16 protein-coding genes are annotated in these 21,106 nt (G+C 50.0%); all 16 read right to left on the bottom strand.

Translation table 11 applies throughout. The annotated features are described in order from the left end of the window. Positions 1 to 267 precede the first annotated feature (267 nt). The 16 genes from recQ to DWZ45_RS13975 all read right to left on the bottom strand — a co-directional run bounded on the left by recQ (position 268) and on the right by DWZ45_RS13975 (position 21,096). Positions 268 to 2,136 (bottom strand): DNA helicase RecQ, encoded by a 1,869-nt coding sequence (recQ, locus tag DWZ45_RS13900; RefSeq protein WP_118469473.1) that lies wholly within the window; start codon positions 2,134 to 2,136, stop codon positions 268 to 270. A gap of 192 nt (positions 2,137 to 2,328) precedes the next feature. Then, the gene (locus DWZ45_RS13905) at positions 2,329 to 3,123 is read right to left on the bottom strand and encodes an HAD family hydrolase (protein WP_227589748.1); all 795 of its coding nucleotides are present in this window, start codon (positions 3,121 to 3,123) and stop codon (positions 2,329 to 2,331) included. Beyond that, positions 3,110 to 3,697: a xanthine phosphoribosyltransferase gene (locus DWZ45_RS13910; protein WP_022359972.1), complete on the bottom strand. Its 588-nt coding sequence runs from the start codon at positions 3,695 to 3,697 to the stop codon at positions 3,110 to 3,112. Before DWZ45_RS13910 ends, DWZ45_RS13905 begins: the two co-directional genes overlap by 14 nt. Before the next feature lie 38 nt (positions 3,698 to 3,735). Continuing rightward, a complete protein-coding gene (gene tig, locus DWZ45_RS13915) occupies positions 3,736 to 4,872 on the bottom strand; it encodes a trigger factor (protein WP_118469474.1) in 1,137 nt (378 codons plus the stop codon). A gap of 276 nt (positions 4,873 to 5,148) precedes the next feature. Then, positions 5,149 to 6,543 carry an aminopeptidase gene (locus tag DWZ45_RS13920; protein WP_118469475.1) on the bottom strand — a complete coding sequence of 465 codons (1,395 nt, stop codon included), beginning with the start codon at positions 6,541 to 6,543 and terminating at the stop codon, positions 5,149 to 5,151. A 20-nt stretch (positions 6,544 to 6,563) separates the two neighbouring features. Next, on the bottom strand, positions 6,564 to 7,022 hold the full coding sequence (dtd, locus tag DWZ45_RS13925; RefSeq protein WP_022359969.1) for a D-aminoacyl-tRNA deacylase: 459 nt from the start codon (positions 7,020 to 7,022) through the stop codon (positions 6,564 to 6,566). Positions 7,023 to 7,060: 38 nt separating this feature from the next. Next, positions 7,061 to 8,878 (bottom strand): glycerophosphodiester phosphodiesterase family protein, encoded by a 1,818-nt coding sequence (locus DWZ45_RS13930; protein WP_118469476.1) that lies wholly within the window; start codon positions 8,876 to 8,878, stop codon positions 7,061 to 7,063. A gap of 12 nt (positions 8,879 to 8,890) precedes the next feature. Continuing rightward, complete coding sequence (locus DWZ45_RS13935; RefSeq protein ID WP_333491423.1) at positions 8,891 to 9,622, bottom strand: GTP pyrophosphokinase family protein; 732 nt, start codon at positions 9,620 to 9,622, stop codon at positions 8,891 to 8,893. A gap of 71 nt (positions 9,623 to 9,693) precedes the next feature. Beyond that, positions 9,694 to 10,608, bottom strand: a complete 915-nt coding sequence (locus DWZ45_RS13940; protein WP_107000639.1) for a S1 RNA-binding domain-containing protein — start codon at positions 10,606 to 10,608, stop codon at positions 9,694 to 9,696. A gap of 310 nt (positions 10,609 to 10,918) precedes the next feature. Then, complete coding sequence (locus DWZ45_RS13945) at positions 10,919 to 12,916, bottom strand: TRAP transporter permease (protein WP_182426688.1); 1,998 nt, start codon at positions 12,914 to 12,916, stop codon at positions 10,919 to 10,921. A 41-nt stretch (positions 12,917 to 12,957) separates the two neighbouring features. Beyond that, positions 12,958 to 14,106: a TAXI family TRAP transporter solute-binding subunit gene (locus tag DWZ45_RS13950; protein ID WP_243022519.1), complete on the bottom strand. Its 1,149-nt coding sequence runs from the start codon at positions 14,104 to 14,106 to the stop codon at positions 12,958 to 12,960. 276 nt (positions 14,107 to 14,382) lie between these two features. After that, entirely contained in the window at positions 14,383 to 15,735 is a 1,353-nt protein-coding gene (gene gdhA / locus DWZ45_RS13955) for an NADP-specific glutamate dehydrogenase (RefSeq protein ID WP_117796258.1), read from the bottom strand. 435 nt (positions 15,736 to 16,170) lie between these two features. Further along, the gene (gene gltS, locus DWZ45_RS13960) at positions 16,171 to 17,358 is read right to left on the bottom strand and encodes a sodium/glutamate symporter (RefSeq protein ID WP_118469477.1); all 1,188 of its coding nucleotides are present in this window, start codon (positions 17,356 to 17,358) and stop codon (positions 16,171 to 16,173) included. Positions 17,359 to 17,513: 155 nt separating this feature from the next. Beyond that, entirely contained in the window at positions 17,514 to 18,359 is an 846-nt protein-coding gene (locus DWZ45_RS13965; protein ID WP_022359963.1) for a DNA-binding domain-containing protein, read from the bottom strand. After that, entirely contained in the window at positions 18,360 to 19,640 is a 1,281-nt protein-coding gene (locus tag DWZ45_RS13970) for an ATP-binding protein (RefSeq protein WP_107000642.1), read from the bottom strand. Positions 19,641 to 19,947: 307 nt separating this feature from the next. Next, a complete protein-coding gene (locus DWZ45_RS13975) occupies positions 19,948 to 21,096 on the bottom strand; it encodes an NAD(P)H-dependent oxidoreductase (protein ID WP_243022518.1) in 1,149 nt (382 codons plus the stop codon). Between the last annotated feature and the right edge of the window lie 10 nt (positions 21,097 to 21,106).

Genomic DNA, 21,106 nt, shown 5'->3' on the forward strand with positions numbered 1-21,106 from the left:
ATCTTCCGTCTGTATTTCACCGACCAAACCATATGGTAGTTAATATTACACACACAAGTCCTATAATGTATAAGATTTTCTTTCATACATATAGTATATCATATCGAAATGTAATGCGCAACCATTATTCGAACGTATTTTCGTTTTTATTGTATGCCGGTTACGGCATTACTATCAAAGGATGAGAATTATTATACTATTTGCATTGTGCAGATATGCACACTACTGCGCTTTCATCTCGGTAATTGAATTGCCGAGGATTCCCGCTTATTGTCCTAAGAACTTCCGCACGCATTCCAGAAACCGTTCTCCATATTTTTCAAATTTATACGCACCCACGCCGGACACCTCCAGCATCTCCGCTTCCGTGACCGGTTTTAAAATACACATATGCGTCAGCGTCTTATCAGAAAATACGATATACGGCGGCACTTTTTCCTCGGATGCGATCTCGCGGCGCAGCGCGCGGAGTGCCTCGAAGAGCGTCTCTTCCTTCTCCGTAAATTCGGCTGCCCCGGCTGGAAGCTTCGCGCCCCGGCGGCTCTTTTTGCTGCTTCCAGCTACCTGTTTTTCCCGCTCCTTCGCCATCTTCATCTCGATTGGCTCCGGTGCTTCCAGGAAAGCCGCACCTTTTTCCGTCAATTTGACAATCGAATACTCATCCGCCGTGACAAACAGATACTCCTCCACCTGGAGGAAATTAAACATCTGGCGCAGATGCACGACGCTCTCCTTCGCCAGCTCCCCATAATGCGGATTCTCATCCATCCGGTAATTGCGGATCTTAACCGTATTCGCCCCGTGAACCGTGTCGAGAATCACCGTTGTTCCATAGCGCTGTCCGCACGACTGCACACAGCCTAAGAGACTCTCTGCCGCCGCCTGAATGTCGATCGTGTCAAATTGCGTCATACAATTCGAACAGTTTCCGCAGTAATTACTTCCATATTCGCCGAAATACCGCAGGATATAATCACGCAGGCACTCATTCGTAAAACAATAAAACGTCATCTTTTTCAGGCGTTCCCGGTCACGTTCCAGCACCACCTGCCGCGTATAGTCGTCAAGCTCCTGATTGTCCTGGTTCCGCTCAATAAAGAGCTGGTTCGTCACCACATCCCGCCCGCTATAATACAGGATGCACTCCGCCGGTTCGCCGTCACGCCCGGCACGTCCTGCCTCCTGATAGTAGGCTTCCAAGTTCTTCGGCATCCCGCAGTGCAGGACAAACCGTACATCCGACCGGTCGATTCCCATGCCGAACGCATTGGTCGCCACCATCACCGGAACCCGGTCATAGATAAAATCATCCTGATTCTTCTGCCGCTCTGCATCGGAAAGTCCCGCATGGTAACGCGTCACTGAAAATCCATCCCGGATCAGCTTCTCACAGATCTCCTCAACATTCCTGCGGGTCAGACAGTAAATAATCCCTCCCTGCCCCGGGTGCGCCTCCAGATATGCCCGGATCGCCGCATAGCGGTCCTTCGGCGTCTCCACTGCAAAATACAAGTTTTTCCGGTCAAATCCCGTCGTCAGCATCACCGGGTTCTGTAACTGCAAAATGTCGATGATATCGTCCCGGACCTCCTTGGTCGCGGTCGCCGTAAAAGCACTGACCACCGGACGCCTCGGCAGCTTCTCGATAAAATCAACAATCTTCAAATAACTCGGTCTGAAATCCTGTCCCCACTGGGAAATGCAGTGCGCCTCATCGATCGCCAGCATCGCAATATCCACGTGCATCGCAAAATCAAGAAATGCCTCCGTCATCAGACGCTCCGGCGCCACATAAATGATTGGATAACGCCCCTCGCGCGCATACCCAAGCGCCTTATAATACTGTGCCGTCGTCAGCGAACTGTTCAGATACGCCGCGTGGACGCCCGCCTGATTGAGTGCCGTGACTTGATCCTTCATCAGAGAAATCAGCGGTGACACCACCAGCGTGATTCCCGGAAGAATCAATGCCGGAACCTGATAACACAGTGATTTTCCGCTGCCCGTCGGCATGATTCCCAGCACATCACGCCCATCAAGAATCCCATCAATCAGCATTTCCTGTCCTTCTCGGAAACTGTCATATCCGAAATACCGCTTGAGAACTTCATATTTTTCCGATTTCTCATAATTCATATATCTTTATCCAACACCCTTTCATTCTAGTTCTGTCTCAACTATCCACAATCTTGAGCATTTCCAGTCTCAGACATCCACCAGTTCAATCTTTCCTGAAACCTCTCTCCACAGGATGTTTCTCTGAACTCCACACATCCACACAAATTTCACTCTTTATACATATATATCAAACACCAAACCATTTCTTCCTTACAAAAGCCCCAGCTCTTCCATCGCCCGGTAAATCCCATCTTCCTCCACGGTCTTCGCCGTAAACGTCGCATACGGCTCCAACCCGGCATCGTGTTTTCCCATGACAACCGCATTCGGCACATACTGGAACATCGACAGATCGTTCATGCTGTCTCCAAAGACCCACGCGTCCTCCAGCGCGATCCCATATTGCTTCAAAATCCACTCGATCGCACTCGCCTTAGAATGCCCCATCGGCACACACTCATAGAAGCCGCCGCCCCGGTCAATCACCTCAAAATCCCGAAGTGTCTCAAAAAATCCCGCCGGATCACTGTCTGCTCCGACCGCCACGCAAAATTTACTGATCGAAAAGGACGGATCCGACCAGTTCTTCGCCGAAACCGAGCCGCTCTGGTCGAGAATCGAGCGGATCGCCCGCATCGTTTCGGTCTGCACCCCATCTGGCCGGAAAAAGCAGGCGTCCACGCCCTCCATCACTGTATCCATCCGGAACCGCAGAATATCCTCTTTCAGTTTCTCCGCCCGTTCCGGCGAAATTCTCTGGTCATAGAGTGTTTTTCCATCCACGGAAATATAGGTACCACAGCCGCAGAGCAGCCCGTTTACCGGCGCTTCCTCCCGGATTTTGGACGTCTGGCACCAGGTCCGCCCCGTATTAATAAATGTCAGATTTCCCTTTTCCATTGTTTTTTTTAAGGCAAGCACCGCGCTTTGCGGTACCTGCCTTAATTTTTCACTAAACAATGTTCCATCAATATCAAAAAACAATGCTTTTTTATTTATCTTCATTTCTGAATACGATCTCCCCGGTCTCTGCATTCATGCTGTCTACGATCGCCAGTGACTCAACGCGGATGCCCTTATCACGGATGCGTTTGCCGCCGTCCTGAAAACCTTTTTCAATGACAATGCCCGCACCAACTAATTCTGCTCCCGAATCCTGAATCAAAGTGGTCAGACCGTCTAATGCCTTGCCCTTTGCCAGAAAATCATCGATAACCAGAACCTTATCGCCTTTTCCAAGGAACTCCTTGGACACAATAATATCATATACAGTGCCATGGGTAAACGATTCAACCTTCGTTGTATACACTTCTCCGGCAATATTTTTCGTCTTTGTTTTCTTGGCAAATACAACCGGAACATCAAAATATTCGGCTACGATACAGGCAATACCAATACCCGACGCCTCGATCGTCAGGATCTTGTTGATCTCCTCACCCTCAAAACGGCGTTTAAACTCCTTGCCGATCTCCTGGAACAGATGAATATCCATCTGGTGATTCAGGAAACGATCCACTTTCAATACATTTCCTGCTCTTACGATTCCATCTTTACGGATTCTGTCGTATAAAATCTGCATATGTCTATCCCCTTATCTGTATTTTTATGAGACGCTTTCTACTCCGCCTCGTCCTCGGCTGCTTCTGTATTCAGCGCCGCATTGTTCTCCTCAGTGCTGACGGTGATCTTGGCATTTTCTACCAGAAAATCAAGTGTCTTCTGCATCAGTGCCGTATCGTCCACCATCTTCTGATCGATGTTATCGTTCTGAAGCATCGTCTCCAGGCTCTCATAGCCGTAGCGTTTCGCCAGTGCTTCCTTGTCCGAATCGTCGATCGTGATATTTTCCTGCTTTGCAATCTCATTTAAAACGAGGGACTGTTTCGCCATTTCCTTGGCTTCCTCTCGGATCTTCTGCTTGAAGCTGTCCTCGTCGCTTCCAATCATACCCGCATAGGTCGCCAGATCGACGCCGTAGGAGGAAAGCATGTTGGTGTATGCCTTTAACTGTGTATCATATGCCTCGTCGATCGATGCAGTCGAGCATACAACTTCTGAATTGTCCACAACCGCATTCAGAATATCCGTATCTCTCTGATTGTCAATCGAGAGCTGTTTCTGCTCTAAGAGGTTCTCACGGGTGGATTCACGGTATTTCTCCACGGTTCCATCATCCGGTGATACGGAAGCAACAAACTCATCCGTCAGTTCCGGAACGGAGCGCTCCTTGACCGCATTGACCGTTACCTCAAATACAACCGCCTTACCTGCCAGATCCGGGTTGTTCGGATACGGATCCGGGAAGGTCAGGTTTAAGTCTTTCTGATCGCCCTTCACAGCGCCGACCAGCCCATCCTCGAATCCATCGATAAAGCTGCCGGATCCCAGTGTCAGGTCATAGCCCTCGGCGGTACCGCCCTTAAATGCCTCACCGTCCAAAAGTCCCTTATAGTCAATGTTGACCTGATCGCCCGTCTGGGCTGCCCGATCTACCTCGCGGTACTCGGCCTTTGAATTCAACACCTGCTGAATCTGGTTTTCTACTTCCTCGTCCGTCACGGATGCCTCGGTCACGGTCACAGCGATGCCTTTGTACTCGCCCAGCTTCACGCTGCTCTCTGCGACATACTCCTCTGTCTCTGCAGCCGTGCTCTCTGCTGCGGTCGTCTCAGTCCCTGTCTTTTTTCCGCATCCAGATACCGCTGCTACTACCGCAACCGCCAGGCAGATGCCTGCTATTTTCCATCTCTTCATTTAGTCGTCCTCTATCTCTCAATTTCCTGCCTGCGCCATCCGGCACCTGGCTTTCAAACGCACATATGATATATCTGCACGTATGTCTTACCAATCATCATACCACAAACCAGCCTGTCGCAAAAGTGATTTTTCAATATTTTATATTTTCAGCAACTCTTTTTTCATAGTTCATCACTTTTCCCAATTTAAGGAAACCGGATATGAATTATTTGATAAAAAATTCCGCCAGAAAAAAACGTTTTGTCTTTCCTGACGGAATTTTCCGGCTATTTTTTAGCTGCAAAATGCTGCAAATGCCAGATATGTGTTATAGATATCCAGTTTCGATGCCAGCTCAAATGGGGCATGCATGGATAAAATCGGAACCCCCATATCCACAACATCTACATCCATGCCAGCCACAAACAGGGCAACCGTGCCGCCGCCGCCGACGTCTACTGCGCCCAGCTCGCCGATCTGCCAGTATACGCCTGCCTCATCCATGATCTGGATCACTTTCGCCATCGTCTCCGCGCTCGCGTCGTTGCTGCCGGATTTGCCACGCGCACCCGTATATTTCGTCAAAACGACACCCTTATTCAGATAGCAGGAGTTTTTTTCTTCAAATACACTCGCAAACGTCGGGTCATACGCCGCATTGACATCCGCCGACAGGCACAGAGAATGCTTCAGCACTTTGCGGACATCCACATTTTCTGCCTTGCACAGTCCCTCGATATAATGCAGGGTAAAATCGGAATTTAAGCCGGTATTTCCAACGGAACCGATCTCCTCTTTATCTGCCAGAATCGTAACAGTCGTATATTCCGGGGACTTGGCTTTCATCTCTGCGGTCAGTGCCGTGTACGCGCACACCTTGTCATCCTGTCCGTAAGCACCGACCAGGCTGCGGTCCAGACCAACATCTGTTGCCTTTACTGCCGGCACAAACTCGATCTCTGCACGCAGGAAATCCTTCTCCGTCATGCCAAAGCGCTCATTTAAGAGCGACAGCGCCAGCAGCTTGACCGGCTCCTTGATCGAGTCTTCTTCCTCGCACGGATACGGCAGGGAGCCAACGATGATATTTAATTCCTCGCCCTTGATGCCGTCCTTCAGTTTCCGCTCATTCTGTTGTGCGGCAAGATGCGGAAGCAGATCGGTCACGCAGAAGACCGGATCACCCTCTTTTTCGCCGATGCAAATATCCATCGATGTGCCGCCCTTTAAAATCACAACACCGTGCATCGCCAGCGGGATCGTCGCCCACTGGTATTTGCGGATACCGCCGTAATAATGGGTCTTGAAATATGCCGCCTCTGCCTTCTCATACAGCGGGTTCGGTTTCAGATCCAGGCGCGGGGAATCGATGTGAGCCACGTTAATTCGGACGCCGTCCTCCAGCGGACGTTTTCCGAACGTGCTCATCAGAAGCGCTTTCTTGCGGTTGATCTGGTATACCTTGTCGCCCGGCTGATAGATTTTTCCTTCTTCGAACTCCTCATAACCAGCCTCTTTCAGGCGGAGCACCGCTTCGCGCACAAATTCGCGCTCGGTCTTTGCCGCATTTAAAAACTCCTTATATCCCTCGCAATACGCAAATGCCTTTTCCTCCTGCTCCGGGGCTTTCTTTCCAATATTAGGAAATTCCCAGATCAGTTTTTCTCTCTGTTCTTTCGCTACTGACATATCCTTCCTCCTTTTGCAAATCATTTCTTTTTCACTATCGTATCACTATCCAGCAGAATCGTAAATGGTCCATCGTTTAAAAGCTCGACCTTCATATCTGCCCCGAAAATACCGTGCTCGACCTTCCGCACCTGTCCGGCGCAGCGCGCCAGCGCGTGTTCGTAGAGATGGTTCGCCAGTTCTGGATTTCCCGCACCCGTAAAGCCCGGGCGGTTTCCGTGGCTGCAGTCCGCGTACAAAGTAAACTGGCTGATCAGCAGGATCTCGCCATCCACATCCGCCAGCGAACAGTTCGTCTTGCCGTTCTCATCCTCAAAAATACGCAGCTTGCACATTTTATCCACCATTTTGTCGGTGATTTCCTCCGTATCGGTGTCGCTGACGCCCATCAGCACCATATATCCACGGCCGATCGAGCCGATCAGCTCGCCGTCTACCTTTACACTCGCGTGTTTGACTCTCTGTAGTACAAATCTCATGTTTTTCTCCTGATTTTTATTTTTCCTGTAATCTTTCTTTACCGCAGCAGCGCCCTCAGCCGCGCCAGCAGATTCTCCGCATTTTCCTCGCCCAGAATGACCTCCCGCGCCAGGATCGGCCGGTCGGTGATGATGTTATCGACGCCGATCATCTTCATTCGCTCCAGTTCACTCTTTTTATTGACCGTCCAGACATGAACCTCCTTACCACAGGCATGGACGCGCTCGACCAGCTTCCGGTTCGCTGAACTGGAGATCAGGCTGATAAAATCGATCGCATCATCCTCGTAATAGCTTCCATATGCTGCCGACAGGATATAGCCCGTATAAATATCCGAATCCGCCGCCTTCACCCGCTTTAAATAAGAAAGACTCGTCGATGTCACGACGCACTGTTCCACGAAATCATTCTCCCGGATACAGTCCACGACCTTTTCCGGCAGATCGCTCGACGCGCCGTCATATTTGATCTCGATGTTCAGCATCATCCGTCCCCTGACATATTCGATAACGTCCTCCAGCTTCGGAATCCGCGTCCCGCTGTACTGCTCCGAATACCAGCCACCGGCATCTACCTGCTGCAGCTCATCCCAGGAAAGCGATCGGATCGTCCGCCGCGTCCCGTCGATCCGCTCCAGAGTGCTGTCATGGAACAATACCAGCACACCATCCCGCGTCTCCTGCACATCCAGCTCTGCAAAATCCGCCATCTGATCGACCGCTGCCTCCATCGCAGGCATCGTGTTCTCCGGTGCGCTCGTCGATGCGCCCCGATGCGCTGTGAGCTGCACTTCCCTCAGCTGATCCGCCGCCAGCACATTGCCCCGGTAAAAAGCGTCGTACATTGCTCCGGCGCTCAATGCCGTCAGAAGTGCCAGCGCCGCCATCCGGTTGCGGCGGCTCATCCACGGAAGACCCGCATGTTCGCCAGCTTCAAACTTCCAGCGCTCTTTGTTCTGACGTTTCCGGTCCAGCTGCACATATAACACCGTCAATGCGCCATAATTGACCGACATCAGCACGATGCTCATGAGCGGCATCAGAACCATCTCGATCCGGTCGCGCGCCTCTAAAACCAGGATCAATTCCAGACGCCGATCCGCAAACCAGACAGCAAACACCGCCACAATCACAACCGCAATCAGATAGAGCACCACCGTCACCGCCGTAACTGCCAGATTGCACAAAACAAGCGTCCCAACTACCTGTACCCGATTACCGCGCAGCAGCTCCCTGCTTCGCAGAAATCCGCCCCGAAACGACCGCTGCTCCAGCATACAGCCAAAACAGATAAAAATCGTCGGAAGTGAGATCACAACCGCGCCAACAATCACGCCAACCAGTAAAAGCCGCCCCCAGTTCTCCGCCAGAAGCGCCGGAAGGATAAATTTGACCGCCTTCACATGGCATAACATCCGGTAAATCAAAAATGAATGAAGCACCAGGCCGTGAACCGCCAGCACCAGAAACAACCTCAGATTCCGCTTTCGGATCTCTGATACCGTCAGACGGATGCCTGCCGCAAACATCGAAAAAGCGCTCATTTTCCGCGAGAGTGCCGCCGCCTGATATGCCGCCAGAAGTCCCGCCGCCTCGATGGAAACTCCCACCAGCAGGATCGCTGCCATCAAAACCAGAATCGCGATCGTAACCGGCCGCAGCAGGTAGGAAACCAGATTGCTGACCGTCACATAACTGTAACCAGACGCGCGCACCGACAGACGGAACAGCGCCGCCACTGCCTGCAAAAGAAGCGGCAGCGTGAGCAAACGGAAAGCCAGCTCAAACAGCAGAATATTCCCCCCATTTACCTGAACAATCTGCTTTGTCTCACCCATCCGCCTGCGTATCTTCATTTTCTTCGTCTCTTACTCTCCGGCTTCTTTCCGGTTCCCGGACGCAGCTTCCCCGCTCCGTTTCCCGTCTTTCGGCTCCTGCTCGTTCCCCGCGGGCACATCCTCCCGCTCTGCTTTCTTCATTTCCTCCGCCACTTTCGCAGCTTCCTTCTCCTTCGCCTGTTCCTCCGCAATCTTCGTGATCGCCTGATTCAGGGAAAACATCTTATTATCCAGCATATCCGCCATATCCGCGCAGGCTTTCAGTTCCTGCTCCAGATAATCCGGCGCATTTCCTTCAAATTTATAATAAATCTTGTGTTCCAGACTTGCCCAGAAATCCATCGCTATCGTCCGTATCTGGATCTCCACCTTCGTATCCACCGGACCATCGCTTAGATAAATCGGGATCGTCACAACCATATGGTAACTCTTGTAGCCGTTCGGCTTCGGATTCTTGATATAATCCTTCACCACCAGCACTGTCACATCCGACTGACGCGCGATCATCTCCGCGATCCGGTAAATATCCGGGCTGAACGAGCAGATAATACGGATGCCCGCAATATCGCTCAGATGCTCAATCATGTTCGGGATCGTCACCTCATGTCCACCGCGTTTAAGCTTCTTGACGATACTCTCCGGTGTTTTCAGGCGCGATTTGATGTGCTCAATCGGATTGTAATTATATAAATGAATAAACTCGTTATTTAGAATTTCAATTTTCGTGTTAATCGCTTTCAGGGCAGAATTGTACAGAAACATGACTGTCGTCCACTGGTCAAGCTGATTATACGTCTCAGGGATATTCAATTTTCCCTCTCCTTTACTGCTATTTAGTCAAATTTAAAGCCCTTTAACAGCTCAGCAAACCCGGTTGTCGCCTCGCCTGACTCATGATAATTAAATACTTCCTCTTCCGGCGCTTCGTCCGGCTCTACCTCTTTCATGCTGAGGCTTAGTTTGCCATTTGCGGTAGACAGGATTTTCACCGTCACTTTCTGTCCCACCTTTACGACTGCACCCGGATTCTCCACGCGCTTTTTACTCATCTGGGAAACGTGTACCAGTCCGCTTAAGCCATTTTCCAGCAGGACAAACGCGCCGTATGGCTTGATTGTCTCGACCGTTCCTTCCATGATCGCGCCGGTCTCACAACGCGCAATCCGGCTCTTCTTCTCCGCATCCTGTTTTTCTCTCGCCAACTCTCTGCCGGACAGGACGAGACGTTTCTTCTCCTCATCCGCCTCAATCACCAGCACCGGAATCTTCTTTCCATTCCAGCTGTCCAGATCCTCGACATACGCTGCATCCAGTCTCGACGCCGGTATAAAGCCGCGCACGCCTTCCACCATCGCAACCGCACCGCCGTTTACGACCTCGGAAATAGTAACCTCAAGCGGTGTGCGCTCATCGAGCAGCTGACGGAAATGTTCCCACGTCATCCTGTCATTCGCCTCCTTGCGGGATAAAACGACATTGCCCTCGCCGTCGTCGGTCTGAATTACCGTTGCCGTGAGCAGGTCGCCCGGCTGAATCTCTTCTTTCATATTAAAATCCGGATCATTGCTCAGATTCTCACGGTCAATCACGCCCTGAGCAAAATATTTCAAATCCACCAGCACCTGGTCGTCCGTCACTGCAACAACCGTGCCAGTCACAATATCGCCCTCATGCAGACGCTTGAAAGACGCCTCCAGCTCCTCGGCATAGTCCTCCATTGTCTCTACCAACTCTTTATTCTCATCCATCCTGGTATTTCTCCTTTCCGTTCCTTCTACACTCTTTTGGGTGGCAAAACTCTATTGACTATTTAACCATATTCCACCCGATATTTCCAGAGTGAATTTGTGAAAATTATCTTAAAATCGATTCGCTACCGCCCGATTCACAGCCTCTGGTTTGCAAACATCCCACCGGAAACAAAAAACATACCTTGCTGAAACCGCCCGAAGTTTCCTATGCCACAAAAGACCGCACATGCCTGCGCCTGTGCGGTCTACGTTTACACACACTTCACATCACAGTTTACACGTTATGTAAACTGCAATGCAAATTCATTCATCCAACACCCGTCTCCGCATCTTTCTCCAATCCATGGTTCTTCTGCCAGAATGTCACACCGCCAACCAACACAAGTCCCAGAAGATCCGTCCATGCGCCCGGATCCATCATGCACAGACCGCCCACGATCAAAACCAGCCGCTCTACAACGGATAGCCATCCAAACAGAAAACCGTTAAGCGCCGCCGCAATCCCGAAGATACCGAGCAGCGAGGTGATGCAGATCTGCACAACCTGCAGTGCATTCGTGTCGATGAATACCATCGCCGGGTTAAATGCCAGAATATACGGCACGATAAAAGCGGCAACCGCCAGCCGCGTCGCATTGAGCGCCGTTTTCATCGGAGGCGCTTTCGCGATCGCGGAACCCGCATAAGCTGCCAATGCCACCGGCGGTGTGATATCCGCCACGATTCCGAAATAGAAAACAAAGAAATGCGCGCAGACCAGATTGATCCCGATCTCCGGTGCAATCAGAATCGGCGCACAGGTCGCCGCCATAATACAGTAATTTGCCGTCGTCGGAACGCCCATGCCAAGCACGATACAGCATAACATCGTCAGGAACAGCGCGATCAGCGGTTTTCCCTGGGAAACTGCCACAATTGCCGTGATCAGCTTCGATGCCAGACCGGTCGATGTGATACATCCAGCCACCAGCCCCGCCATCGCACAGGCAACCGCCACCGTGATCGTGCCGCGTCCGCCTGCCTCCAGCGCATCCACAATCTTTTTCAGCGTGATCCGGTTATTCCGGTTCAGAGCACCGACCGCAATCGCGGCAAAGATCGCTACCGACGCAGAAAACTGCATCGTAAATGTATTTGTCGATACCAGCACCACCAGCACAATCAACGGTGCCAGCAGATAGATCTGTTTCATCAGCACCCGCATCTGCGGCAGTTCCTCCCGCGGAATTCCACGAAGTCCCAGTTTCTGTGCCTCCAGATGCACTGCGATATAAATACCCGCAAAATACAGCACTGCCGGAAGAATCGCTTTCAGCGCCACCGTCGCATACGGCACGCCCATATATTCTGCCATCAGGAATGCTGCCGCGCCCATGATTGGCGGCATGATCTGCCCGCCGGTCGAAGCAGCCGCCTCCACTGCTCCGGCAAATTCCGGGCGGTAACCACATTTTTTCATCATCGGGATCGTGACCGAACCCGTTGTGACAGTATTTCCAACCGAAGATCCCGATACCATCCCGCAGAGCGCCGAGGAGATAACCGCCACCTTCGCCGGACCGCCCGCCGAGGAACCGCAGAGACAGTTCGCCAGGTCGATAAAAAAATTCGAGATCCCCGTCCGTTCCAGAAACGCCCCGAAAATGATAAAGACCACAATATATTTTGCACAGACATTGATCGGCGTATTCATAACGCCGCTCGTCGTGTAAAATAAATCATAAATAACCTTTCCAAAACGCACCGTCGCAAATGTATATACAAGCAGTGCACCGACCACACAGAGAATCGGGATTCCCACACAACGCCTGCAAAGTTCCATCAGCGAGAGCACCGCCAGAATCGCCATCAGCACCATAACCGGATTCTTCGTGACCCGCGTCGCCAGCTTAATGATCGCATGCGCGTTCGCCGCAAAATAGAAAAATGGAACCGCCCCCACTGCCATCAGAACCCAGTCGTACCACGGCATATGGTTGATGCGTCCGTCTCCCTTCTGAATCGGATAATGCAGATACCCGAGAATCAGAATCATTCCCAGAAACATCGACAACCGGATTTCCGGCAAGGCGGTACTGAAAAGCGTCACATAAATGCTGTAAACGGAAAATAATACCGACAGCCACCGGATGATCGATGCTGGTTTCCCCTGCCAGACGCGCGTGTTGGACTCGCGGTCATATTTTTTCATGACTAACTCAACATCCGCAGCTGTCCCTGTGTCCGAATCGCCCTTTTTCAGGCTTTCACGTTCCAGGTATTTTAGATCTGGTGCCCTGTTTTTCTTTTCCTTCCATTCACCCATTCGTATAACCCCCTTTCATACTTCATTTCTGGGTTTCCCCCTTATTTCACCGGCACCTCCATCCCTTTCTCTGCGAAATAATCCGCTGCTCCCGGATGATACGGAACCGCTGTGACCGAAGTGGCAAATTCAAGGTTCAGCTCCGCTCCCTTCGCATGCGCCGCCTTGATGGAATCCATATTTTCAAAGACGCCATAGCAGAAGTTATAGATATCCTCTGCCGGAACGTCATCGCGCGCCACTACTACCGCACCGACAGCCACCGTCCTGATATCCTCATCCGTTCCATACGCGGACGCTGGGATCGTGTTTTTGCTGTAATATGGCGATTCTTTAATCAGCTGATCCATATGCTCATCGTCCAGGCTGACGAGATACACATCCTTCGTCGCTGCCAGGGAGGTGATTGCGGTCGTCGGTGCACCCGCTACGACAAATGCCGCATCAATCTTGCCATCCTGCAACGCCTCTGCGCTGTCCCCAAAGGATTGATACGTCGGATTTATATCTTTTTCGATATCCAATCCATATGCTCCCAGCACATCCACCGCATTATAATAGACGCCTGACCCCGCCGCGCCGACCGAAACATTTTTGCCTTCCAGATCGGCTACCGACTGAATCGACGGATCCAGCGTAACAATCTGCACCTGCTCCATATAGAGCGCCGCCACGGTCGAGAAATCAGCAACTTTTCCATATTCTTCAAAGAGATTCGTACCATTGTAGGCATATGCCATGACATCCGACTGCACAAATCCCAAATCCGCGTCATGTGCATCCAGCGCCTCGATATTTGCCTGTGAACCGCCCGATGTGATCGCCGTCACCGAAGTGCTGGTCGATTCCCCTATCTTTCCTGCAAGCACGCCGCCAAATCCATAATATGTACCCTGATCGCCTCCCGTCGTGAAAATGAGGCTGGTTCCGCCATCCTTTCCGCCCTTTTTCGTGTCTGTCACCTGCGCAGCGCCAGCCCCACTCTGACTTTCTTCCTGTCCGCCTGCTGTGTTACCGGCAGTATTCCTCCCGGCTTCATTTTTACCTCCCGCAGATGTCTCTGCCGATACTCCTGTCGTTCCGGTACTGCCGCATCCCGTCAGCGCCAGCCCTGCCGCCATCGCCATGGAAATTGCTACTGCCATGTGTCCCTGCATTCTCATTTTTTTCGTCTTTTTTGTTCTTCTCATTCTCTCATTCTCCTCCCTGCTTGAACATTTACGTCTTAGATAGACTGTCAAAAATTACCATTACTATTTTATGTGTGGGAGGGAAGAATTATTCCTTGGCACGTTAGTGCCTTTTTGCGTAATAGGGAATTCCAAGAAATTTCCTATTACGCAAAAAAGACCGCTGATCCGGACTTCCTGTCACCAGGTTGTCCGAATCAGCAGTTCTTTTATGTAACTGCGTTATGCAATTATATTACTTATACATTCACTCCATATGGTATGGGGAACTACTGACTACCAGCAGATACCCTGAGCCATCATAGCGTCAGCAACTTTCTGGAAACCAACGATGTTAGCACCAGCTACCAGGTTGTAGCCTAAGCCGTATTTCTCAGCTGCTGCTGCGGAACCATCATGGATACCAGTCATAATCTGATGAAGTTTGGAATCAACTTCCTCTGCTGTCCAGCTGTATCTCTCGCTGTTCTGGCTCATCTCAAGACCAGATACAAGAACGCCACCTGCGTTAACAGCCTTGGACGGAGCTACTACCATGTTCTTCTGATCCATTAAGAATCTCAGAGCTTCGTTGGTAGTTGGCATGTTAGCTACCTCGATGTAGTACTTGATGCCGTTAGCAGCGATCTTCTTAGCCTCTTCCATACGAACATCGTTCTGAGTAGCAGCCGGCATAATGATGTCAGCCTTAACGCCGAACGGTTTCTCACCTGGGAAGAACTGTACGCCGAACTTGTCTGCGTAATCCTGAACTTTGTTACGTCCAGAAGCTCTCATCTCCAGCATGTAGTTGATCTTCTCTTCAGTTACAACACCATCTGGATCGTAGATGTATCCATCCGGACCAGACAGGGTAACAGCCTTAGCACCCAGCTCAGCCAGTTTCTTGCAGATACCCCAAGCAACGTTACCGAAACCAGATACAACAACGCTCTTGCCTTCGATTGTATCGTTCTCATGTTTCATAACAGCTTCTACATAGTAAACAGCGCCGTAACCAGTTGCTTCCGGACGAACCAGAGAACCACCGAAGGACATTCCCTTACCTGTGATAGTACCGTTCTCGAATGCACCGCGAAGTTTTCTGTACTGACCATACAGATAACCAATCTCACGTCCGCCTACACCAAGGTCACCAGCCGGGATATCTACGTCCGGTCCGATGTGACGATATAACTCAGTCATGAAGGACTGGCAGAATCTCATGATCTCGTTGTCGCTTCTGCCGTTCGGATCGAAGTCAGAACCACCTTTAGCGCCGCCCATCGGCAGAGTTGTTAAGCTGTTTTTGAATGTCTGCTCGAAGCCTAAGAACTTCATGATAGACAGGTTTACAGAAGGAGCGAAACGTAAGCCTCCTTTGTACGGTCCAATAGCGCCGTTGAACTGTACACGATAGCCACGGTTTACATGAACAGCACCGTTGTCATCAACCCACGGAACACGGAACTCGATTGTTCTCTCCGGCTCAACCATTCTCTCAAGAAGAGCTACCTTCTCGTACTCCGGATGTGCATCTACAACCGGACCCAGAGTAGATAATACTTCCTCTGCAGTCTGAAGGAATTCCGGCTCATGTGCGTTTTTCTCTTTGAGTTCTGCAAGAACTCTGTCAACATACTTGCTCATTAGATAATACCTCCTGATATGTATATAAGTTTGAATAGCTCACTCAACTATGGTTACCACTAATACTCGATGATATATTCATCTATCTTGTACAATTTTCCCTCTGGTTCCAAATCGTTTTTGTGAACTTTTCTGTTTCTGTAATGTATTATATATCATCTCTTCGGCAAAATCAAATAAAAATAGTCTTATAGATGTTATTATCATTTGCTTATGGAGTTATATTGTTCTTGATTATAACTCGGGGATGGACAACGAATGTGTCCTGGCACATTCGGGCGTCTCGCGCGGCCGCTTGCGACAACCTGCATCTTCGCGCGAGTACGTATCATTGGCACATTCGTTCCTTTTTGTGTGATAGAAAATTCCAAGAAATTTCCTATTACGCAAAAAAAGAGGCCTGCCCAAAAGCAGACCTCTTGAAATTCGCATCTATTAGCCCAGGAAGCTGATGAATCCTGTCAGGATAGTTGCGTTTACAAAGTCGATGAATAAGGAACCTACCAGCGGAACTACCATGAATGCAGTCGGAGCCGGACCATATACGCCGGTGATTGCCTGCATGTTTGCCATAGCGTTCGGGGTAGCACCCATACCGAATCCACAGAAACCACTGGTCATAACAGCAGCATCGTAGGATTTGCCAAGTACGTTGAATACAACGAAGTTTGCATAGAAGAACATAAGTACTGTCTGTGCAAGAAGCATAACTACCATCGGTACAGCCAGCTCAGCTAACTGCCACAGCTTCATATCGATCATAGCCAGACCCAGGAATACGGAAAGGGAAGCACCGCCCAGTGTACTGATCTCTTCCATCGGGATCTCTTTGTTCTGAACATCCATGATGTTACGGATGATAGCACCAACTAACATTGCGCCGATGTAGAACGGGAATGTCATAAACTTGCCAAGGAACATGGATACGATAGTACCAGCACCGATAGCAACGATTAAGTACAGAAGACCGTCAAGGATTCTAGCGGAATCGATTGCACCAGTCTCATCTGTCTCTACAGTCTCAGTCTTAGTAGCTGCCTCAGCAACTGCGGACAGTTTGTACTTACGGATCTTAGCAGTTGCGATAGGACCACCGATTACGCAGCCTGCAACCAGACCATAAGTAGCGGAAGCGATAGCTACAACGCTCGCATTTGCTACGCCTAATTCCTCAAGTAACGGTCCGAAGGAACCAGCAGTACCGTGACCACCTACCATCGGGATGGAACCGGTTGCCAGACCCAGACGAGGATCCAGACCAAATACGCTTGCCAGACCAGCCCCCAGAACGTTCTGAAGAATTACCATAACAGCTGACAGAGCCAGGAATACAACTGTCTGAACGCCGCCCTTCTTCAGCATACGGAAGGATGCTGTGAAACCTACGCTACAGAAGAAAGCTACCATGAATACGTTTTTAAGTGTCATGTCGCAGGAAATTTCCAGAATGCCCATGCCTCTTACGATGGTATGAACAATTGCATAAAGGAAACCACCAACTACAGGTGCCGGAATACAATACCGACGAAGAATAGAAATTTTAGCTACCAGAACACGTCCCAGTAACAGTACAAGTGCCGCAACTGCGGTTGCCTGATACATATCAAGCTCGATTGTCTTCATACAACTACCTCCAACCTATTTTTTTTTCTTGCTCGCAGGTGTATAATACTGTAGCCCCGACAAAAAACTACAAGATCCATCATAAAAACATAAAATTTTTATAACATTTTTTTAACTTATGATAAATAAATTGGAAAGTTTTGTAAATCTACCCGTTATACCTCACGATCTACCGCCAGCATCAGGCTGTCGATGAACTTTTTGATGCTGACTTTGCCGCCGTAACGGCGTTTACCGCGGATGTGATCCATCTCTGCCCGGATTTCCTCGAATGGGAACAGGGTGCTGGAGTATGCAGTAAAGGTTTCATTCATGAAATCCTCAATACCCAAATGTGCCAGGTTCGACATGCCGACCGCGATCGCACGGCGGACACGCTGCTCCATGTTCTTCGGCGCATCGCTCAAAAGCTCGCAGAGCTGACCGATGCTGACCTGGGAGATCGGGCGTCCGTTGTTGTGCAGATACTCGCAGATCCGAAGGATATCGTCGCCGCCCTTCTCGCCGGACATGCCGAGACGGTTTAAAATGTAAAGCACCTTTCTGCCGTAACCGTCATCTTTTTTCTTCTCCTTCGGCATATCCGCGATCTCTGCCATGAACATTTTCTTAATATTCGTCAGTGTTTTCTCATTCTTGATCTGCTCATCCACATTACGGATGACCGATTTTACCTCAATGATATTGATTGGCTTGCTGATGAAGAACTCAATGCCCGCATCGTATGCCTTGCCGATCAATTCTTTTGCCGCCACCTGGGAAATCATGATGCATTTTGCCTTGCAGCCTCTTTCCCGCAGTTCGCGCATGACCTGAACACCGTCCTTTTCCGGCATCAGGAAATCAATCAGAACCATATCCGGATTCTTTGCCAGGATATCATCCACATCCGCCGGCTGTCCCTCTGAAGTACCGCAGACAATTCCCAGATCATTATCTTCAATAATATCCTGCAGGACGCTGATCACTGACATATCATCTTCAACAATATAAATCTCCATTTACTCTATTTCCTCCAATTTCGCTATCGGTATCTCAATATGGAATTTCGTTCCTCTTCCCTCTTCCGAATCCACTGAAATACTACCTTCAAACTGCTCCTCTACCGCGTTTTTCACACCGCAGAGCCCGACGCCTCTATATATATTGCCGGTTTTTTCATCAAACTTCGTTGAATATCCCATATTGAAAATCCGTGGGAGATGTTTTTCTGAAATTCCCGGTCCGTCGTCCGCTACTTCAAACACATAATTACCATCTTTTTTGTACTCCCGAATCCAGATCATCCCACTTTTTTTCGTCGATTCGATCGCTTCCACCGCATTTCCTACCAAATTTTTGAGAATCGTCATAAGCTGGTAGTGTTCCTGCGTCATAAAATTGTCCCGGCAGTCAAACATCAGACGGATATCCAGCTTTTTCTCCGCCATGGTCCGGTAGGTGGATGATTCCAGAATCCGAAGAAGATCCTGCAGGCTCATCGTTTCCTCGTTCGACTCTTCCTCGATCGCCTCCTCAATGCCCTGAATGATGCGGATGTAATCTTTCTTGATCTCATGGACATCCCGCGCTATCTCAAGTCCCATCTGCTGCATTTCCCGTGGAAGATCCTTTTCCAGAATCTGCTCATAGAGCTTGTATGCATTGCTCATGACGCGCTCGATCTCCTCGGTGTTCTTATGCATCAGGTAAATCTCAGTCTTGAGTCCCGTTGTCATAAGAAATAACCGCTGATAACGGCTCTCATGATCCGCTTTCGTAAGAAGAAGCCGGTACTGCTGTTCTCCGATCAGTGCCAGTGCCACAAAAAGTGTGCGGACTGCAGCGATCATAAAAAGCTTTTGAATTATATCCGGTCCCGGCATCGCATTGTTTTTAAGAAGCGCCGCCAGGAAGTTTTCGAATATATTCGAGCATAAGTCACAGAAAAATGCCGCCGCAATCACATTTTCCAGATTCGCGATATGTTTATTCCGGATCTGCAGCTTGAACATCATGCCGTACACGATATAAAAGAATGCTCCGGGCATCGCAAGCTGTACCAGCATCTCGGATGGCATTCCCTGCAGATAATATATCACAATTCGGAACAAAAAAACAATGATCGACGTCACCGTACAGATCGTCATCGTGTGAATCTGGCTTCCGACTGTCATAATCAGCACCGGAAGCAGGATAACCGACGCTGACACACGGAAATTGTTGACAAATACGTTCCAATACAGCTGCGAAGTTATCGCTATGATAAAGCCTATCGCTAATGTTCGTCTCCAGGATTTCATTTCTGCCTTTCTCCCTCTTTAAACGGTTCGATTTCACATGGTCTTTAGCCTGAGTAAAACAGTTTTTACATATTCATATAGTATACTTAGTTTCATGAAATCTGTAAAGAATTTTATAACAGATGTGAAACTCTTGTTACTGTTCACACACGTGTGCCCAGCAACGGGATTTTGCCGATGCTACGCATTCCAAATCGGCAAAATCTGCTGCCGGAACTGTATCGTACGGAATTTTCAGTTCAAAAAATTCCTACCTGTGAACAGTTACAAACTCTCCCAGTGACGCTGCCCTGCTTATAACCCCTCTTTACCTATATAATAGCGTCTCCCGGATTCTCTCCGCAAACGCATTCATCCGATCCTCAATCCCCGGCAGCTGCATCGCTGCCCCGGCATTGTTTGCCGTCTCCATCATCGCAAACTGCCCCGGCAGATAGAAGGTTTTGTTCATATTTAACGCCGCGATAAGCTGTTCCGCCACGATATCGCTTCCGGAATAGCCCGACACAACCACCGCAAACAGCGCTTTGTCATAAAACCGCGTCGTCCGGAACAGCGAAGTCAGGCGGTTGATGAACGCAGTCAGGTTTGCCGACAGCGCATCGTTGTAGTTTGGACAGAGCATCACGATCGCATCCGCCTCGCGGACTGCCGGATAGACGTCCTCGACCATCACTCCACCGTAGAAGCAGCTTCCCTGCTCGCCAAAATGCAGGCACATCTTGTACGGGCATCCGGCGCAGTCGGAAAGCGTACCGTTTCGAAGCCCTATCTCCCGGATCTCCATCTCCGGGAGCTGTTCTTTCACCCGGTTCCAGATCGCGTAGGTGTTGGAGGTCTTGTGGCTTGACGCGTGCAATACCAATACTTTCGGACATTTTTTCCTGACGCAATCCGTTCCCAGTACTTCTTTGACCAGCCCCGCCGCGCTCTCGCGGTATGCCCCCATCAGATCGGTTCCAAGATTATTGGAAACGATCGTGTAATTGGAAAGTGTCCGCGTGCCTTCGACGAGCGGACGCCCCACGAACGCGCAGCCCGCGCAGTTAGCGGCAAACACCAGATCCTTCGCCGCCGATTTGGAATAGAGGTCATTTTCACTGTCCACCAAAAGCCCGCCGACAAAACCGTTCAGAAAATCCGGATGTTCCCGCAGAAAGCGAATCAGGCGGTAAAGCTCCAGGTTGATACCAGATGTGCCAAGCGGCACGGCAAACAGGATACGTCCCTGGACTGGATTTTTTCGATTCTGTGTCTTTTTCAGGCGCCTCCATCGGTTTACATAATCTTCAAACGTGCTGATTTCCGTCGCTGTCTCATAGACGTAGCCGTCCAGCGCATAGGATAACACCTCCGAAAGGCGCGCATCCGCACCTTTTTCCTCCTCGCGCAGATGGACGAGGAGGAGTGGCATTTCTTCTATATAAATATCTCCTTCTGAATTTGAATGAATCACTTGTTTTCGC

This window comes from Clostridium sp. AF32-7AC, assembly GCF_003477925.1.
GTDB classification, from domain to species: Bacteria; Bacillota; Clostridia; order Lachnospirales; family Lachnospiraceae; genus Otoolea; species Otoolea fessa.